The organism is Roseovarius sp. THAF27 (genome assembly GCF_009363655.1).
GTDB lineage: Bacteria > Pseudomonadota > Alphaproteobacteria > Rhodobacterales > Rhodobacteraceae > Roseovarius.
Genome location: NZ_CP045393.1, coordinates 2,340,252 through 2,358,148 on the forward strand (window position 1 = coordinate 2,340,252; position 17,897 = coordinate 2,358,148).

Annotated in this window: 16 protein-coding genes; 3 read left to right on the forward strand and 13 right to left on the reverse strand. The window is 65.1% G+C overall.

Features of this window, described 5'->3' with window-relative positions; translation table 11 throughout:
• Positions 1-623: 623 nt before the first annotated feature.
• The gene (locus FIU89_RS11655; protein ID WP_152492752.1) at positions 624-1,916 is read left to right on the forward strand and encodes a DEAD/DEAH box helicase; all 1,293 of its coding nucleotides are present in this window, start codon (positions 624-626) and stop codon (positions 1,914-1,916) included.
• 30 nt (positions 1,917-1,946) lie between these two features.
• On the opposite strand, the gene FIU89_RS11660 is transcribed toward FIU89_RS11655, so the two are convergent.
• The 10 genes from FIU89_RS11660 to FIU89_RS11705 all read right to left on the reverse strand — a co-directional run bounded on the left by FIU89_RS11660 (position 1,947) and on the right by FIU89_RS11705 (position 12,522).
• Positions 1,947-3,098, reverse strand: coding sequence for a Xaa-Pro peptidase family protein (locus tag FIU89_RS11660; RefSeq protein WP_152492753.1), 1,152 nt, complete (start codon positions 3,096-3,098; stop codon positions 1,947-1,949).
• Between the two features lie 10 nt (positions 3,099-3,108).
• The gene (locus tag FIU89_RS11665; RefSeq protein WP_152492754.1) at positions 3,109-3,867 is read right to left on the reverse strand and encodes a carbon-nitrogen hydrolase family protein; all 759 of its coding nucleotides are present in this window, start codon (positions 3,865-3,867) and stop codon (positions 3,109-3,111) included.
• Between the two features lie 73 nt (positions 3,868-3,940).
• On the reverse strand, positions 3,941-4,525 hold the full coding sequence (locus FIU89_RS11670) for an HNH endonuclease (protein WP_152492755.1): 585 nt from the start codon (positions 4,523-4,525) through the stop codon (positions 3,941-3,943).
• A gap of 252 nt (positions 4,526-4,777) precedes the next feature.
• Positions 4,778-5,542, reverse strand: a complete 765-nt coding sequence (locus FIU89_RS11675; protein ID WP_152492756.1) for a hypothetical protein — start codon at positions 5,540-5,542, stop codon at positions 4,778-4,780.
• Positions 5,543-5,601: 59 nt separating this feature from the next.
• Complete coding sequence (locus FIU89_RS11680; protein WP_152492757.1) at positions 5,602-6,129, reverse strand: hypothetical protein; 528 nt, start codon at positions 6,127-6,129, stop codon at positions 5,602-5,604.
• Between the two features lie 398 nt (positions 6,130-6,527).
• On the reverse strand, positions 6,528-8,162 hold the full coding sequence (locus FIU89_RS11685; protein WP_152492758.1) for a hypothetical protein: 1,635 nt from the start codon (positions 8,160-8,162) through the stop codon (positions 6,528-6,530).
• A 207-nt stretch (positions 8,163-8,369) separates the two neighbouring features.
• On the reverse strand, positions 8,370-9,158 hold the full coding sequence (locus FIU89_RS11690) for a xanthine dehydrogenase family protein subunit M (RefSeq protein ID WP_152492759.1): 789 nt from the start codon (positions 9,156-9,158) through the stop codon (positions 8,370-8,372).
• A gap of 11 nt (positions 9,159-9,169) precedes the next feature.
• Positions 9,170-11,533, reverse strand: a complete 2,364-nt coding sequence (locus FIU89_RS11695) for a xanthine dehydrogenase family protein molybdopterin-binding subunit (RefSeq protein ID WP_152492760.1) — start codon at positions 11,531-11,533, stop codon at positions 9,170-9,172.
• A gap of 47 nt (positions 11,534-11,580) precedes the next feature.
• On the reverse strand, positions 11,581-12,030 hold the full coding sequence (locus FIU89_RS11700) for a VOC family protein (protein ID WP_152492761.1): 450 nt from the start codon (positions 12,028-12,030) through the stop codon (positions 11,581-11,583).
• Between the two features lie 6 nt (positions 12,031-12,036).
• Entirely contained in the window at positions 12,037-12,522 is a 486-nt protein-coding gene (locus FIU89_RS11705; RefSeq protein ID WP_152492762.1) for a (2Fe-2S)-binding protein, read from the reverse strand.
• 224 nt (positions 12,523-12,746) lie between these two features.
• Here FIU89_RS11705 and FIU89_RS11710 point away from each other — a divergent pair, with 224 nt between their 5' ends.
• Both FIU89_RS11710 and FIU89_RS11715 read left to right on the forward strand, forming a co-directional pair.
• Positions 12,747-13,088, forward strand: a complete 342-nt coding sequence (locus tag FIU89_RS11710) for a helix-turn-helix transcriptional regulator (RefSeq protein ID WP_152492763.1) — start codon at positions 12,747-12,749, stop codon at positions 13,086-13,088.
• Entirely contained in the window at positions 13,085-13,516 is a 432-nt protein-coding gene (locus tag FIU89_RS11715) for an SRPBCC domain-containing protein (RefSeq protein ID WP_152492764.1), read from the forward strand. The genes FIU89_RS11710 and FIU89_RS11715 overlap by 4 nt, the downstream gene beginning before the upstream one ends.
• A gap of 40 nt (positions 13,517-13,556) precedes the next feature.
• Here FIU89_RS11715 and FIU89_RS11720 read toward each other — a convergent pair whose 3' ends face one another.
• The 3 genes from FIU89_RS11720 to FIU89_RS11730 all read right to left on the reverse strand — a co-directional run bounded on the left by FIU89_RS11720 (position 13,557) and on the right by FIU89_RS11730 (position 17,840).
• Positions 13,557-14,552, reverse strand: a complete 996-nt coding sequence (locus FIU89_RS11720; protein ID WP_152492765.1) for a molybdopterin-binding protein — start codon at positions 14,550-14,552, stop codon at positions 13,557-13,559.
• On the reverse strand, positions 14,549-15,517 hold the full coding sequence (locus FIU89_RS11725) for an XdhC family protein (protein ID WP_152492766.1): 969 nt from the start codon (positions 15,515-15,517) through the stop codon (positions 14,549-14,551). The genes FIU89_RS11720 and FIU89_RS11725 overlap by 4 nt, the downstream gene beginning before the upstream one ends.
• Before the next feature lie 160 nt (positions 15,518-15,677).
• A complete protein-coding gene (locus tag FIU89_RS11730) occupies positions 15,678-17,840 on the reverse strand; it encodes an OmpA family protein (protein ID WP_152492767.1) in 2,163 nt (720 codons plus the stop codon).
• Between the last annotated feature and the right edge of the window lie 57 nt (positions 17,841-17,897).

The window sequence follows — 17,897 nt, forward strand, 5'->3', positions numbered from 1 at the left end:
GTCGATACAGACCCGATAGAAAGGCGCCCGGGAAACCGCGGCGCCTTTTTCTATTGACCAGTCATTGTCTGCTATGCAGTCGAAGCCGCCGTTCACGACGGAGGCCATCGTCAGCCCCTGGGATGGCGATCCGAGGGCAATTCTGAAGCACTTCATGCCTGCCAAACACGTCCTCAAAAGGATCGTTGCGCCCAGCCTCGCCAAATCGCCAGCCCAAGGGAGGGGCTGACGATGGCCGGGCCGCTTCGCGGCGGTTAACCGGCTGGGTGCTCGAACCCAATGTCTCACAAAGGGCTCACTCCTGACCTTCACCACGACCGCTAAGCATCACCCCCTCCTGCAATTCCGAAAATTCTGGGTATTGCTTGACACCTGCCCCGCAATCCCCCATCTGTCTCCCATCGCTGCGATTGCGCGTGAGCCGGGCCATCCGCCCGAACCAGCAACCAGCCCGATTTTTCCAGTTCCCCCATCACGCAGGGTTTCTGATGCGGCGCCAGGTGGCGCGGGATACGCCCGCGACGTCTTAAAGTGTCCGCGCAACCCTTGCGCCCGCGCATCCCGTGCGGGCCATACCTCTTGGTCACGCAGGCTTCCGCCTTGTGGCCCGCAAAGGATACGACTTGTACGATTTCGACATGCTGGGCCTCGCGCCCGAACTCAATACCGCTCTCAAGACCGCCGGCCTGACAGAGCCGACGCCCATCCAGAACAAGGCCATTCCGCTGGCGCTGAAAGGCCATGACGTCATGGGCCTCGCCCAGACCGGCACCGGCAAGACGCTGGCCTTCGGCCTGCCGCTGATCCAGCACCTGCTGGAGGCGCCCGGCAAACCCGCCGAAAAGACCGTCAAGGCGCTCATCCTCGCGCCCACGCGCGAACTGGTGAACCAGATCGCCGACAGCCTGCGCAACCTCACCAAGGGCACCAAGCTGCGCGTCGTCACCGTCGTCGGCGGGCAATCCATCGGCAAGCAGATCAGTCTTCTCAGCCGCGGCACCGACATCCTGGTCGCCACGCCCGGCCGCCTGATCGACCTGATGGAGCGCCGCGCGCTCGACCTTTCCACCGCGCGTCACCTCGTGCTGGACGAGGCCGACCAGATGCTCGACATGGGCTTTATCCACGCGCTGCGCAAGATCGCGCCGCACCTGGGCAGCCCACGCCAGACCATGCTGTTTTCGGCCACCATGCCCAAGCAGATGGAAGAGATCTCCGCCGCCTACCTGACCAACCCCCGCCGGGTTCAGGTCTCGCCCCCGGGCAAGGCCGCCGACAAGGTCACCCAGTCGGTGCACCACGTCGCCAAGAACGACAAATCATCGAAGCTGCGCGAGATCCTCGCCGATGACCCGCACGCCCTCACGCTCGTCTTCTCCCGCACCAAGCACGGCGCGGAACGGCTGATGAAGGGGCTCGTGTCCGACGGCTTCAACGCCGCCTCGATCCACGGCAACAAGAGCCAGGGCCAGCGCGACCGCGCCTTGAAGGCGTTCCGCGACGGCACCACCAACATCCTCGTCGCCACCGACGTGGCCGCGCGCGGCATCGATATTCCCGGCGTCGCCTACGTGGTCAACTACGACCTGCCCGAAGTGGCCGACAACTACGTCCACCGCATCGGCCGCACCGCCCGCGCAGGCCGCGAGGGCGAGGCGATCTCGCTTTGCGCGCCCGAGGAAACGGGCCTTCTGCGCGACATCGAGAAGGTGATGAAGATCACCGTTCCCGTCGCCAGCGGCACGGCCCCGGTGAACGAACAGGCGCAAGCTTCGAAGAAACGGGGAGGCGGTCAGAACCGCCGCCGCAAGCCGTCGCACGGCGGCAACGGACAGGCAGGCGCGAACGCAGGCGGTCAGAACCAGGGCGCGGGCAAACCCCGCCGCCAACGCCGCCGCAACCGCGCCGCGGCCTGAGCCAAATCATGGGCCGGGCCCCTGCCCGGCCTAATTCCTGACGATCAGCGTCTCGGGCGTCTGGTCCGTCAGGACCTCCGCGCCGTTTTCCGTCAGCATCACCGTATTGGAAATGAAATAGTCCACCACATCCGTGTTGGTGAACCATGAATGGGCGTGGAAAACCATGCCTACCTCCAGCCTGCGCTGCGAGCCTGGGAATAGGCTCGTGACCATCGATCCGCCCGTCCAGCTGGGCGGAAAGCCGATCCCCACCAGATAGCCGCAGTGATGCCGGTTATAGTCCGCCAGGCCTGCATCCTTCGCCACCTCGCGCCACGCGGCATAGGCGTCGCCCGCAACACCGCCCGGTTTCAATGCGGCGCAAATCGCCTTCATGCCCTCGATTGCCAACGCCACCGACCGCTCCACGCCCTTTGGCGCCGCACCCACGTAGACCAGCCGCCCCATCGGCGCCTGATACTTGCGATAGGCGCCACAGGTCTCCATGAACACCGCGTCGCCCGTGCGAAACACGTCGCCGCGCCATGTCGTGTGTTCCTCGCCCAGCCGAGACGTGGGCCGAAAGAACGGCCCGAAGCCGGGATATTCGCTTTCCGCCAGGATTGCCGCGCGGTGGTATTCGGCGGCCACCTCGTAATCGCTGGCGCCATCCGTAACCGCCTCGATCGCCGCCAGCGTGCCAAGGTCCGCCGCCCGCGCCGCCTTACGGGTATAGGCCATCTCGACCGGCGATTTCACCAGCCGCAGGTCGTCGATCAGACCCGACCCGTCGATCCACGCGGCCTCCCCCGCCCTAATCCGCTCGGCATGGCGCGGGGTCAGGAACAGGCTGCGCTTCTCGATCCCGACGCGCGCGCCCTTGAGGCCCAGATCGGCCATCGCCCGCAGCACGTGGTCCGACAATTCCTCGTGATCCGCATGGCCGTAAAACCGCGCATTGCGCACTTGGTTGGCGACCGTGATCCCCTCCATCGCGCGGCACACCAGCGCCATCTCGCCATCCGCGTTCAGCACCAGCACATGCGCGGCGAAAAAGCCCCAATGGTCCAGCCCCGTCAGCCAGTAGATGCTCTCTGGCACCGAGATCAGCAGACCGTCCAGCCCTTGCGCTTTCAGAACCGCACAGGCCCGCGTCACGCGACCCGCCAATTCACCATCATCGAAGGCAGGCCCTGTCATATCAGGCCACTCACAATTTCGCCGCGTCGCGCAGATAGGGCAGCCGGTTCCGCGCCGCCGCCACGCGTTCGGCATCGACACCTGCGACAATCACCGTTTCCGTGTCGCCCGCCACCGCCTCTTCCACCCCGTCCGGCGCCACGATCCGGCTGCCGCCCAAGTACCGCACGCCGTCCTCCTGGCCCGCATGGTTGGCATAGGCCAGCCACAGCCCGTTCTCGAAGGCCCGCGTCGGCACCAGTTTCTCGGCCACCACGCCCCACCGATCGACCAGCGCCGTCGGCACCAGCACCAGTTCGGCGCCATGCTGCGCCGCCTTGCGCAGGCTTTCCGGAAACTCGACCTCGTAGCAGATGACGATCGCGATGCGCAGCCCGCCATGCTCCACCAGCGTGAGCGTATCGCCGTTGGCGAATGTCTCTTCCTCGAAACTGCCGGGCGACGGCAACCGCTTGCGGTGGTTCGCCAGCGCCGCGCCCTCCGCCCCCACCAGCCGCGCGGCGTTGTAGATCACGCCGTCCGCCGCCTCGGGGTAGCCATAGCACACGGCCGTCTCGTGCCGCTTCGCCATATCCGCCACCGCCTCAAAGAACGGGCCTGTCGCAGGTTCTGCAAGCGCCGCGTGATCCGCCCCCATGTAGCCCGAGGCGAAAAGTTCGGGGCAGACCATCAGGTCGACCTCCCGCTCGGCCAGCCGCAACTCCAGCGCCCTCAGACGCGCACTGGTCGACAGCCCGCCCGCATCGCATTGATAGATCCCCAGCCGCATGCGCCCCTCCCCGGTGCCACCCGGCAAAGCCAACACGCAGATCGATTTCAGGTCAATCTTTTAGAAGAGCGCCCTAGGCTTCCAGCTCGGCATCCCAGTAAAGGAAGTCGATCCAGCTTTCATGCAGGTGGTTGGGCGGAAACTTGCGCCCCATGTTGCGCAACTGTTCTGCCGCTGGCGCGCGCGGCGGCTTGCGCAGGCTCAGGCCCGAACGCCGCAGGCTCTTGGACCCCTTGCGCAGGTTGCAGGGCGAACAGGCCGCCACCACGTTCTCCCAGCTGGTGACCCCACCCTTGGCGCGCGGCACCACGTGATCGAAGGTCAGATCCCCCTTCGCCCCGCAATACTGGCACTGGAATTCATCCCTCAAAAACAAGTTAAAGCGCGTGAAGGCCACGCGCTTTTGAGGTTTGACGTAATCTTTGAGGACGATGACCGAGGGTATCCTGATCTCGGTCGAGGGACTTCGCACCGTGTCCTCGTATTCGGCGACGATATCGACCCGGTCGAGGAACACCGCCTTGACCGCATCCTGCCAGGGCCAAAGCGACAGCGGGTAATAGGAGAGCGGCCGATAATCGGCATTCAGAACCAGCGCCGGATGATGTTTCAGCGCCGAAGGCGACCTTACGAATTCCGTCCTGAAATCTGCATCCATGACCTTAGTTACCCCCGCTCGTAATCGCCTCGTGCTCTGGTGCGGGGCGTGACAGCCGCCCCTTGATTGAGTTCACTATATATCGTGTTCCGCCTCTGGCAAGCACTGGATTTGGCGGAACATCTTGCGATTTGGGTAGCGCGATTCCGTGACGGGGATGTGACAGTTATCCACAAGGGGCCGATCAGCCCCGGACCCCGCGTGCGCCATGCCAGACATCCGCCGGAGCAACGCCGCATTGGATGTGGCGGGTCAGGCTTTGAACGTCGCCATCCCGCCATCCAACAGCCTCAAAAGCTCATCTGAAACGGGCCACGGCTTGCGCAGGTCGAATACACTCAGATCAATCCCGATATCGGCAAGTGGCCTGATCAATATCTCGGCATTGTCGGCTTCGAAAAAATACACGCCTGCGCCCAATTCAGCCGGATCGCCAAAACACCGGCATGCTTCCGCGTAAAACGCCTCGGCATCTGATGAGGCCGAACTCAACGAACGGCCTTCCTTTCTCGATCTGTCTCCGAAAAACCGAAGCGCAAAGGAAATGAGACTGACATCACCATATGGGCTGCGCACCAGTTCCTTTTTGCCCTTGTATCTTTGCAGCGCGTAGTTTGCCGTTGGACAGGGGGATTGCGCTTGCCGGGATGACAGAATTGAAAAGTATGATCGCGACTGGCGAGTTTGCATGAAACTGATCCCTTTGAGCAAGGGGTCGATGTCGGTCAGATCCTTTAGTTCAAGGAGATACTGGCAGGGCTGCGTTGGCTTCATTTTCCCTTTGTCACCGACCAGTGTCTCGAAATGCCCGCTGGCGGCGACATCCGCGATGAAACCTAGAAACGATCTGACCTCTTGTCCGAGCGGAGCATTGAAAACGGTTTCCGTCTCATGCCAGAACGCGGCGCGCTCCTGCGCGGGGGGGATCGCGACACCGTGCTTCGCCTCCAGCATGTTGGTTAGCGCATCGAAGTGCCCGTCATGATCGTTTGCGTCCAAACCCGTGAAAAAACCCACTATGAAGCACCTTGTGTCTGTGTTGCGATATGTTCAGGTCAGGACGACAGCCGCAGGTTTCACGGCTCGGTCTTCAGCAGATTTCCAAACGCGATATGCATTTCGCGATCGCTATCGGACAGCGTGTCGCCCATGCGCCAGGTGGTGAGGCGCAGCGTTTTTGTCGGGCCTACAGAGACCGTATTCACATAGATATTGAACCGGCCGTTCAGTACCCCGCGGGCGACGTAAACAAAGTTGCCGCTTGCAACCTTTCCGGCCTGCAAAAGAGCGAAATCCCGGGTTTCTTCGCTGTCTGCCTCGGCCAGGCGGCGTGCGGCGCGTTCGCTTTCCAAGCCGTCATTCGTGCCCCCGTCGAAAATCCTGACGTTGGCGGCAAAACCAACGGCGGTATTGTAGAAGAGAAAGTCATCGCCGGCGTCTTCACGCGGCTCCCATGACGTGTCGTCGAGGCATATCGAGATACCCAGCGGCTCGTTGAGAGGCATGCAGGCGAAAGCAGGTTTGAAGGGCAGACACAGCGCGCACATGAAAAGCACTGCCTTCGGAAGGCTGGTCTTATCGAGTACGGTTTTCGACAGTGACATTTGATTTGCAGTAATTTTACATGTTTAATCAGGGCTTGAGATTTTCGGCTATCATGATCGTCATGTCCGAGCAATCTACACTATAATATGACGCAGCCGACATCTGTGCCGCCCGCAACAACTGTCAGGATCGTGTCCGTTACAAGTCACTGGCACCGAGCCCCCAGCCGGTTAACAGCCGCGCAGCGGCCCGGCCATCGTCAGCCCCTCCTGTGGGCTGGCGATCGCCTCCGTAGTGAACGACAGCTTGGTCGCGCCGACCCGACATGCGACACCCTCCCGCCACCGCAGAAATCCGCGAGGCCATCGGCAGGCTGACATTGTATCAGCGCTGCACCGTCACGGTGGCAGCGCGCCACATCCGGCAAGGGGATCGCGGCGCAATCGGGCTCTGCCGCTCAGGCCGCGGCCTTGCGGCACAGACAGCTTGCGCGAACGGGAATATCGGCCCGTGCGACCGCTTGGTCCAGCAGCAGCTTCACATGCGGCACTTCCTCCGGCGCGCCGCGCCGTTGCAGGCATTCGTGCAGGCCGTGCAGCGCCCAGACATTGCGCGGATGCTGGCTGGGCCGCGGCAACTTTCCATCCAGGCCCAGGTCGGCGCGATAGACCGCCTTGGCCTCGTCGTATTTCCCCGCCTCCATCAGAAGCGCCCCCAGCGCATGGCGCGTCGGTTGCGGCCAGGACCACGGCTCCTCGTATTCCAACCCGTCATCCAGCGCGACCGCACGGCGCAGGTGCTCCAGTCCCGCCTCCCGCTGCCCGGCCTTGAAGGCCAGTTCACCCTTCATCATCTCCTCGCCCACGGCCAGGACGTCGCGGGCCTTGTTGTTGAACAGCATCCTTGTGTCAGGCACCAGCGCGTAGGCCTCGGTGAACGCCGCCGCCATGCGCTCTGCCTCGGCATGGCGTCCCAGATTGGCCAGCGCCACGGCCTTGGCGTAACAGATCAGCGCGTCGGTGGTCACGTAAAGCTCGGTGTCCTCGGGCTGATCCAGTTCCAGGATCTCCTCCCACATCCCGAAGCGGATATAGACATGCGGCGCGGCGGCCACGAAGGTCTCGAAGATGTCGGGATAGGACCGCACCACCTCGTCGGGCACCTCGCCGCGCAAACGCGTGGCGGCGCCAATGGCCGCCGCCTTCTGTCCCAGGAACATCGCGCCATAGGCCGCGAAATGCAGGTTGTGAATGCGGTAGAGCGCATAGAAATTGGCGGCCCCCGCATAATCCTTGAACCGCTCGTCCACCTCTGCGGCGGCAAGGTTGCGCGCCAGCACGTTCTGGTAGTCGCCGCACAATACGTCGATATGGGTGCCCATATGCACAAGGTGCCCCGCATCCGGCACCAGATCGGTCAGACGGTCGCCGTGGCGCAGCGCCTTTTCGGGATGGGGCGACATCTCCATCAGGTGAATGTACATGTGCAACAGGCCGGGATGGTCCCACGCGCCGGGCGTCTCGGCAAAGGCGCGTTCCAGCACCGCCATCGCCTCGACGGTCGAGCCTTCGGGGTTGGGCACGCCGCTCTGGAAATCCCAAAGCTGCCAAGGCGTGCGGTTCATCAGCGCTTCCGCGAAGAAGCACGCCACATCGAGGTCGTCCTTGTGCGCCTCGTAGACCGGGCGCATCGCCTCGGCGAAGCCGTCATTGAAGGGCTGGTAATCCTCGATCGCAGGATCGGTAGGATAGCGCGACGCCAGCGCCTCCAGCAGCGCGCGCTCCAGGGGACGCGCGCCGTCCAGCGCCAGCCCCGCCTTCAGCGCGTCGTGGGCGCGCTCCAGCGCGGGCGCCTTTTCCTCCGGCGTGAAAACCTCCCACGCCTTGTTGTAATTGGGCCCGATGCCATAGGCGATGCCCCAATGCGCCAGCGCGCACTCCGGATCGGCCTCGATCGCCTTCTCGAAACAGACGATGGCCTCTTCATGGTTATAGGCAAACAACCAGACAAGGCCGCGATCAAACCAGGTCTGGGCTACGGGAACCGACGTCACGGGGCGGGTATAGGCGCCCAGATCGAAATAATCAGACATGTTGAGTCCTCCCGATTGGATGCGAGAGAATAGCACGCGTTTGCGAAAATTCCGCAAGGCACATCCATAGCGAGAAATGGGTGGGCCATATACACGAAAACCTGTCCTCACCGAAGCGCCTGCGCGCTCCGACCTGACATAAGCAAAAGCCCGGCCTTCTCTAAGAAAGGCCGGGCTTCGGTTCAACCAGTTCGGATTTTATGGCGCTCAGGCCGCTTCTACCGCCCGCTTTGTCAGCACAGACACCAGATGCGCACGATACGCTCCCGATCCGTGCAGGTCCGAAATCATCCCGTCCGCCGGCACCGACAGACCGTCCAGCGCCGAGGCCGAGAAATTGCCGCCCAGCGCCTCTTCGGCCTCACTCCAGCGGAACACGCCCTCTTCCGACGCGCCGGTCACGGCCACGCGCACACCGTCGGCAAACTTCGCCACGAACACACCGACCAGCGCAAAGCGGGACGCGGGCTGTTCGAACTTCTGATAGTTGGCTTTCTCAGGCACCGGGAATTTCACCTCGGTGATGATCTCGCCCTCGTTCAGCGCGGTGGCGAACATGCCGTCGAAGAAATCATCGGCGGCGATCTCACGCTCGTTCGTCACCACCGTCGCGCCAGAGGCCAGCACCGCCGCCGGATAGCAGGCCGACGGGTCGTTGTTGGCGAGGCTGCCGCCGATGGTGCCCCGGTTGCGCACCGCCGGGTCGCCGATATTCTGCGCCAGCCAGACCAGCGCCGGATAGGCTCCCGATCCTGCCGCCACATCGCCGTGGGTCGTGCCCCCGCCGATGCAGATCCGGCCATTGTCATCGGTGCAGACGCCCTTGATCTCGTCGATCCCGCTCAGGCAGACCAGCACCTCGGGCGCGGCCAGCCGTTGCTTCAGCGTGGGGATCAGGGTCTGCCCGCCTCCCAGCGCCTGGTTCTCGTCGCTCTGTTTCAAGAGCTTCACCGCGTCGGCCACCGTGCTCGGGCGTTCGATTTCGAATGCGTACATCGTCTCTCTCCTTACCCTTGCATCGCCTGCCAGACGCGCGACGGCGTCAGCGGCATGTCGATATGCGTCACATCATGCCCAGCGCGTTGCAGCGCATCCACCACGGCATTGACCACCGAAGGAGGACTGCCGATCGCGCCAGCCTCGCCACAGCCTTTCACCCCCAGCGGGTTGTGCGTGCAAGGCGTCTGGCAGGAATGATCGACCTGGTAGAACGGCACGTCATCGGCACGCGGCATCGCGTAATCCATGTAGGACGCGCTCAGAAGCTGGCCGTCGGCATCGTAGGAGGTCTGCTCCAGCAGTGCCTGCCCGATCCCCTGCGCCAGCCCGCCATGCACTTGCCCCGAAACGATCATCGGGTTGATGACATTGCCGAAATCGTCGGCCGCGGCAAAGCGCTCGATCGTGACCTTGCCGGTCTCGGGGTCCACCTCCACCTCGCAGGCATAGGCGCCCGACGGGTAGGTGAAGTTCGCCGGGTCATAGAACGCGGTCTCCTCCAGCCCCGGCTCGATCTCTTCCAGCGGGTAGTTGTGCGGCACGTAAGCCGCCAGCGTCACGTCGCCCCAGGCCACCGACTTGTCGGTACCCGCAACGGTGAACTGTCCGTCCTTCAGCTCGATATCCGCCTCCGAGGCTTCCAGCAGGTGGGCCGCGATCTTCTTGGTCTTGGCGATGATCTTCTCGGTCGCCTTGACCATGGCGCTGCCGCCCACGGCGATGGAGCGGGAGCCGTAGGTGCCCATGCCCATCGGCGTGTTGGCCGTGTCGCCGTGTTCGATCTCGACCATGCTCTCGTCGATGCCGAGCATGTCGGCCACCACTTGCGGGAAAGCGGTCTCGTGCCCCTGTCCGTGGCTATGGCTGCCCGTCATCACGGTGATCCCGCCGGTGGCGTTCACTCGCACGGTCGCGGATTCATACAAGCCGGCCCGCGCGCCCAACTGCCCCACCAGGTTCGACGGCGCGATGCCGCAGGCCTCAATATAGCAGTTCACGCCAAGGCCTCGCAGACGGCCCTTGGCCTTGCTGTCTTCCAGCCGCTTTTGGAAACCGTCCTTGTCGATGATCTCCAGCAGCTTGTCCATCGTGGCGTTGTAATCGCCCGTGTCGTATTCCACGGCCACCGGCGTGGCATAGGGGAACTCGGTGATGAAGTTCTGCCGCCGCAGCTCGATCGGGTCCACACCCAGCTCACGCGCCGCCTTGTCGATGACGCGCTCCAGCTGGTACGTCGCCTCAGGCCGCCCGGCCCCGCGATAGGCGTCCACCGGTACGGTGTTGGTAAAAACCGCCTTCACGTTCACGTAGATATTGGGCGTCTTGTAATTGCCCGCCATCAGCGTGCCGTGCAGCCACGTCGGGATCGACGGCGCGAAGGTCGACAGATACGCCCCCATGTTGGCATAGGTTTCCGTGCGCACAGCGGTAAAGTTGTTGTCCGCATCCAGCGCCAGTTCGATCTTGGTCACGTGATCGCGGCCATGGGCGTCACTGATGAAAGCCTCCGAGCGCGAGCAGGTCCACTTCACCGGCCGGTTCAACTTTTTCGCGGCGAAGGTGCAGAACGCTTCCTCGGCATAGTGATAGATCTTCGAGCCGAAACCGCCGCCCACATCGGGCGCCACGACGCGCAGCTTGTGCTCGGGGATGCCCAGCACGAAGGCGCCCATCAACAGGCGAATGACGTGCGGGTTCTGCGATGTGGTGTAAAGCGTGCTGTCATCGGTCGCGCGGCTGTAATCGCCCACCGCCACGCGCGGCTCCATCGCATTGGGCACCAGCCGGTTGTTCACCAGCTCCAGCGTGGTGACATGCGCGGCGTTCTTGATCGCCTCTTCCACCGCGCCCTTGTTCTCCTCGACGAAGCCCCAGTCGTAGCAAAGGTTGCTCGTCAGGTTGTCATGCACCTTTGTGGCGCCGTCCTTCAGCGCCTCCTTCATGTCCATCACGGCGGGCAGATCGCTGATGTCCAATTCGATCGCCTCGGCGGCGTCCCGCGCCTGTTCGCGGCTCTCGGCCACCACGGCGGCGATGGGATCGCCCACATGGCGGACCTTGCCTTGTGCCAGCACCGGGTGCGGCGGCTCCTGCATGGGCTCGCCATGGCGGTCCGTCACCTGCCAGCCGCAGGGAATGCCCCCCACCTCGGCGAAATCCGCGCCGGTGAAGATCTTGATCACCCCGGGCATGCCCTCGGCGGCGCTGGTGTCCACGCTGTTCAGCGTACCGTGTGCGACGTCCGAGCGCAGGAAATGCACATAGGCCTGTCCCCGCAGGTTGATGTCGTCGGTATAATTGCCGGCCCCCGTCAGGAACCGTACGTCCTCGCGCCGCTTGGAACTGGCGCCGATGCCACCATCTTTGGGCATGTGTTAGTCCTCCCATATTGGCGGGCGCACAGGCCCGATCCTGTTGTTTAGGCTGCGGCCTCTTCCAGGGCCGCAATCTCGATCTTCTTCATCTTGAACATGGCCGCCCGAACCGTCTCGGCATCGGGGCCGCCCTGCAACTCCAGCAACCGGCGCGGCACGATCTGCCAGCTGACGCCAAACCGGTCGGTCAGCCAGCCGCACAGTCCTTCCTCGCCCCCGTCGCTCAGCTTGTCCCACAGGTGATCTGTTTCGGCCTGATCCTCGGTCAGAACACTGATCGACGCCGCGGGCGTCAGGGTGAAATGCGGCCCCGCCTGCAGGAACTGATACGGCACTTGTCCCAGCGTCAGTTCCACGACCACCACGTCACCATCGACTTCGCTGACCTCGTCGATCCGGCTGTCGGGAAACAGAGTCACGTAGAACTCCGCCGCCTCCTTGGCGCGGTCGTGAAACCAAAGGCATGTGCGCAGCTTGGGCGGGCCGGTCAGCATCCGTGTCTACTCCGCAGCGATCCCTGACACGTCCTGACCGGATGCCGCCAGGATCGCCTTGACGATGTTGTGGTATCCGGTGCAGCGACAAATATTGCCCTTCAGGTACTCGCGCACTTCTGCTTCGGTCGGGTTGGGGTTGTCCTTCAAGAGCGCCTCTGCCGACATCACCATCCCCGGTGTACAGAACCCGCATTGCAGCCCGTGGAATTCCTGGAACGCCTGCTGGACCGGGGTCATGGTGCCGTCATCCGCCGCCATCCCCTCGATCGTGGTCACCTCCGTGCCCTCGGCCTCGGCCGCGAACATCGAGCACGCCTTCACCGCCTTGCCGTCCACATGCACCACGCAGGCGCCGCACTGGCTGGTGTCGCAGCCCACATGCGTGCCCGTCAGGCCCAGCGTATCTCGGATAAAATCGACAAGTAGCGTGCGTCCTTCCACCTCGCCGGACGCAGGCTTGCCGTTCACGGTCATCTTGACCTGTGCCATCGGCTCCTCCCATTGGCTTTTCTAATTGGCTGACCGGAGTTAAACACGCCGCCCCGCACTTGAGAAGGCACTTTCTGTCGCGCCACCCCCCCTGCCTTCGTCGTACTTGCGCGCATCCTGCCGGCGCGCGGTTTCCGCGCGCGGGTCGACCCGGGCCGCAGCAGATGCGCCTTATCATTCATCTATTTGGTTGATTGAAGGCCTACGCCGTGTTATTCACCCTTATGGTTGAACAAGAATCACAGCACCGACTGACCGATATTTTCAAGGCCGCAGGCGACCCCACCCGCCGGTCCATCCTGACGCTCCTGGCGCAGCAAGGACCGCTCCGGGTGACCGACATCGCCGCGCATTTCGACATGAGCCTCAATTCCGTCTCCAAGCACATCAAGGTGCTCGAAGGCGCGGGGCTGGTCACGCGCCGCACCGAATGGCGCGAGCACCTGATCGAATTGCGGGTCGAGGAACTGGCCCATGTCGACCTCTGGTTCCGCGACTTGCGTTCGATCTGGGCCCTCCGGCTGGAGGCACTCGACCATCTGCTCACACAGGAGACCGATCCATGACTGCCACCGAAACCGACCTCACCCTCACCGTGGAACGCGTGATCGACGCCACGCCCGAACGGCTGTTCGACGCCTGGCTCGACCCCGAAACCATGAAACGCTTCATCTGCCCCGGCGAAACCGTCGTGCCCCGCGCGTCCTCGGACGCGGTCGAGGGCGGACGGTTCGAGATCATCATGCGCAACGGCGACAAGGACCTGCCCCATACCGGAACCTACAGGGAAATCGACCGGCCCAACCGGCTGGTCTTCACTTGGGAAAGCCATGCCTCGCGCGACGACAGCGAGGTGACGATCACCTTCACCCCCGGTCCGGGCGGCACGCGCGTTGAACTGACCCAGGTCCGCTTCGTCAGCGAAGAGCAGCGCGAAGGCCATCGCTGGGGCTGGACCGGCATCCTCGAAAAGCTTTCGCACCTGGACGGCTGACCCCATGCGCCGGGCGGGCCCTGCCCCCTGCCTGGCGTCCCTACCCGGCCTGTTTCCGCTGGCGCGGCTGCGGACGCGTCGGGATTTCCTTCAGCAGGCCACCCACGCCCATCGCCGCGAAATCCGCGTCCCCGATCGGCACGCCGCAGGCGATCCGCGCCAGCACCCAGTCCACCCCGTGCAGCACCGGCGACCGGGCGCTGTTGGGCAACCCGATCACCGGCCGCTCTCCCAGCCGTCCGGTGAACAGCAGGTTCCCGGGATCGACCGGAATGCCGAACCGCGCCACCGTGCCGCCCGCGCGGCGCAGCGCCTCGGGGCCGGTATCGCGCGCGTCGGACGTGGCCGAGGCCGTCAGCACCAGGACCACCTCGCCGCTTGCCGCCGCCATGGCCTTGGCCAGCGCGGGGACTTCATGCGGGCAACTCAGCGTCTGTTTCAGGCGCATCCCCAGGCCCGCCAGCCGCGTGCGGATCGCCTCGACCCCGCGCAGTCCGGGACCTTCGGCTGTGTCGCTCACGATCAGGCTGGCGGTCTCGAATCGCGGCCGGTGCAGCCGGATCGCGCCCCGTGCCGCCTCCGCCGCGCGGTCCAGCGCCTCTGCCGCCACCCCGTAGGCGATGATCTTGACCGTCGCCACCATCCCGCCGGGATGGGTCTGGAACCACGCCGCGACGGTGGCCAGCGTGATCATCGGATCCAGCAGGTTGGCCGCCGTCACCTTGGCCGCGTCCACCTCCACCACGCCGGGCGCCTCGGCCACCAGGTTGACCCGCCCCGTGAACGCCCGGCTCAGCGACAGGCCCGCGGCGCCGTCCAGCACCGCCTCGGCCAGCCGGGCGGCGGCGGCATCCTCGTGCACGTCGCCCGAGTCCAGAACCGCCACGTCAACGCTCTCCAGCCCCGCCGCGCGCAGCCGGGCGATATCCGCCTCCGCCAGCACCTGCCCCTTGCGCAGCCGCCCGTCCGGCAGGTGCTCGCTATGCGCCAGGATCGCGCCCGCCGCCCGGTCCAGCGGAACCGGCCCGAACTTCATCCGCCTTTCCTGAGCACGCAGGTCACTTCCGCCAGGATCGCCACGGCAATCTCGGATGGCCCCGCCGCGCCGATATCCAGCCCCACCGGCCCGTGGATGCGCGCGATCTGGCCCGCGTCAAAGCCCTTCGCCTCCAGCCGCGCCACGCGCTTGGCATGGGTCCGGGTCGAGCCCAGCGCGCCGATGTAAAAGACATCCGATGCCAACGCCGCCTCCAGCGCCGGATCGTCCAGCTTGGGATCGTGGGTCAGCAGCACCAATGCCGTGCGCGCGTCGAGGCCATAGGCGGCCACGGCCTCGTCGGGCCAGTCGTGCAGTATCGTCTCTCCGGGAAAGCGCGTGTCGCTGCCGAAGCTCTCGCGCGGGTCGATCAACAGCGGATCGTACCCGGCCACCCGCGCCATCGGCACCAGCGCCTGGGCAATGTGCACGGCCCCCACGATGATCATCCGCAAGGGCGGATTGTGGATCGCCACAAAGGTGGTCCCATCCTCCTCGAACCCCGAACGGTCGGCGCGAAAACGGTCGTCGAAATCCTCGCGCACCAGCCTGCGCTCGGCCTCCATGCCGGTGACATAGGCCACCGGCACCCGCGCCTCGCGCGCCAGCACGAGGTCCTTCAGGATCTCCACCGGCATCACGCTGCCCACGGGCTCGACCAGAACCCGGATCGTGCCGCCACAGGCCAGCCCCACGGCAAAGGCATCGCCGTCGCTGACGCCGTATTCCAGCATCACGGGCGTGCCGGCCTCGATGGCGTCCAGCGCCTCGGCGACCACCGCGCCCTCGACGCAGCCGCCCGAGACCGATCCCTCGATCTCGCCCTCCCCCGAGATGGCCAACTGGCTGCCCACGCGCCGGGGCGCGCTGCCCCAGGTCTCGACGACAGTGGCCAGGGCCGCGCCCTTGCCGGCCTCGAACCAGGCCAGCGCGGTTTCGGGTATGGTGTCGAAACGGTCGGACATGGCGTCAATATGGGCCGGGCACACCGCTTTCACAAACGAAATTTCGGCAAGCTGTGGCCCCAACATTCTTCGTACGAAGAATCTCGGGCGCCGCGCACAAAAAAGGACGCCCCCCGCAATCCTGCGGAGGGCGGCCCCGTCGGTCCCCCGGCGACACCGTTCAGCTGTCGTTCAGAAGCCCGGTGATGTTGCGGACCGCCGCGCGGCGGTTCTCGCGGATGTCACCGGCCTGGCGGATCTTCAGGTCGGCTTCGCCATAGCCCTGCACGATCATGTTCGCCGGCGGCACGTCGAAATACTCGGTCAGCGCCAGCGCCACCGATTCAGCGCGGCGGTCGGACAGGGCCAGGTTCATGCTGGCCGGGCCGACCGTGTCGGTGTGACCTTCGATCAGGAACACCTGGCGGGGATCCTCCGAGATGGAGTCCCGCATGGCGTTGCCCAGCACCGACAGCGCCTTGGCCTCTTCCGGCCGGATGACGGCGCTGCCGGTCTCGAAGTTCACCGTATCCAGCGCGATCACCGGCACCTGGTGGCGAACGGCGTCCACGAAGCGCACCTGGTTCAGCGAAAAGCGGCGCGCGGTCGGCGCATCCCGCGTGGCCAAGATGGCCTGGCGCAGCTCGTCTTCCGACGCGTTGGCATATTCATATTCCTGCGCGCGGGTGTCCGACAATTGCTGCACGTTCACCGCCTCGACCTGGCGCGTGTCATCGAACAGCACCACCTGGTCTCCGTTGGGATAAACCTGCGTGCGGCGCAGAACGCGGCCGTCCGCAGCCCGCACGGTGATGGTCTGACTGCCGTCCTGGGCCGTCACGGTGCTGCGGGTCGAGCCATCGTCGAAGGTCTGGACCCGCACGTCGCTGCCCGGACGGCGCAGAAGCGCGTCGTCATCCTTGATGATGCGATAGCGCCCGTCGCGCTCGACCACGACGCGGTCGCCGCTGTTGGACACGACCGTGCCGCCGTCATCTGTCACCTGCCCGATCGTATATGCGCCCAGGCCGATGGCGGCCGCGGCGGTCAGGATATTGCGCAGGTTCTCGTCGCGGTCGTCGCTGGTCACGGGGGTGCCTGCGGCGGGCGCGTTCTGGGTGTTGGCCTCGGTCTGCGCATTGCCGCCCACCGTCGTCTCGAACTCCTCGTCCGAGGACCGTGTGTTCTCGTCGGTCAGCGTCACCTCTTCGCTGTTCACGGCTTCGGCATCGTCACTGGCAGCAGCCACGTCAGCGGCCTGCTCCTCGACTTGGGCCGCGGCTTGGGCCTGTGCCTCTGCCTGTTCGACCGGGTCTTCGTCGATCTGCGGCTCGGGCTGCTCGGTGGCGGCCTGGTCCGCTGTCTGTTCTTCGCCGGTCTGTTCTTCGCCGGTCTGTTCTTGACCCGTCTGTTCTTCGCTGCCGGCAGCCGTGTCGGTATCGGTCTGTTCCGCTTCAAGCGCCTGCTCCAGCTCGGTTGCATCCTGCCCCGCCGCGTCGGCAGCGTCGCCAGGGTCGGCGCTGTCCTCGGCCTCGGCTCCGGCTTCGCTCCCCGCCTGCTCGGCCTCAAGCGCCTGCTCCAACTCGGTTGCATCCTGCTCGGCCGTCTCGGAGGCATCCTCCGTCTCGGCGCCTGCCTCGGCCTGCGCGGCGGCCTCGGCCTCGTTTGTCTCGGGCTCGTTGGCCTCAGCCTCGGTGGTCTCGGCGGTATCGGCAGACCCGTCGGCCTGCACCTCTGCCTCGGTCTCGGCTGTTGCCTCCGCTTCTGACTGCGCTTCGGCCTCGGCCTGCTCGGCCTCGAGCGCCTGCTCCAGCTGCTGCGCATCTTCTTCGACGCTCTCAGCCGTCGACTCCGCAGCCTGCTCGGCCTCTGCCTCTGCCGCATCGGCCTCGGCTTGCGCGGCGGCGTCCGCTTCCGCTTGCGCCGCGGCATCTGCTTCGGCTTGCGCAGCGGCGTCCGCTTCGGCCTGCGCCGCGGCATCCGCTTCGGCTTTAGCGGCGGCATCCGCTTCGGCCTGCGCTTCGGCCTCGGCGGCTTGCTGCTCTGCTTCGGCCTGCTCTTCGGCGGCCTGCGCGGCCTGGGCTGCCTCGGCTTCAGCAGCCTCTGCAGCGGCCTCGCCCTCGGCTTCGGCGGCCTCGGCGGCGTTTTCGACCTCCTCGGCTGCCTGCGACAGCACCGACTCGTCGCCATTCGGCTCGGCCGTGTCGATATCGGCTTGCGCGGTGCGATACGTTCCGTCCTGCGCCTCCTGCAACGCCGTTTCAGCCGCCAGTGGCAGCGGTGCAGTCTGGCCGATCGCCAAAGCGAGGGCCGCGGTCGTCGATGTCAGGGTCAGTCTACGCATGTCTCTCTCCCAGAATTCGGATGCCCCGCGCTTGCGTGGCTACCCTCCCCAACGTTG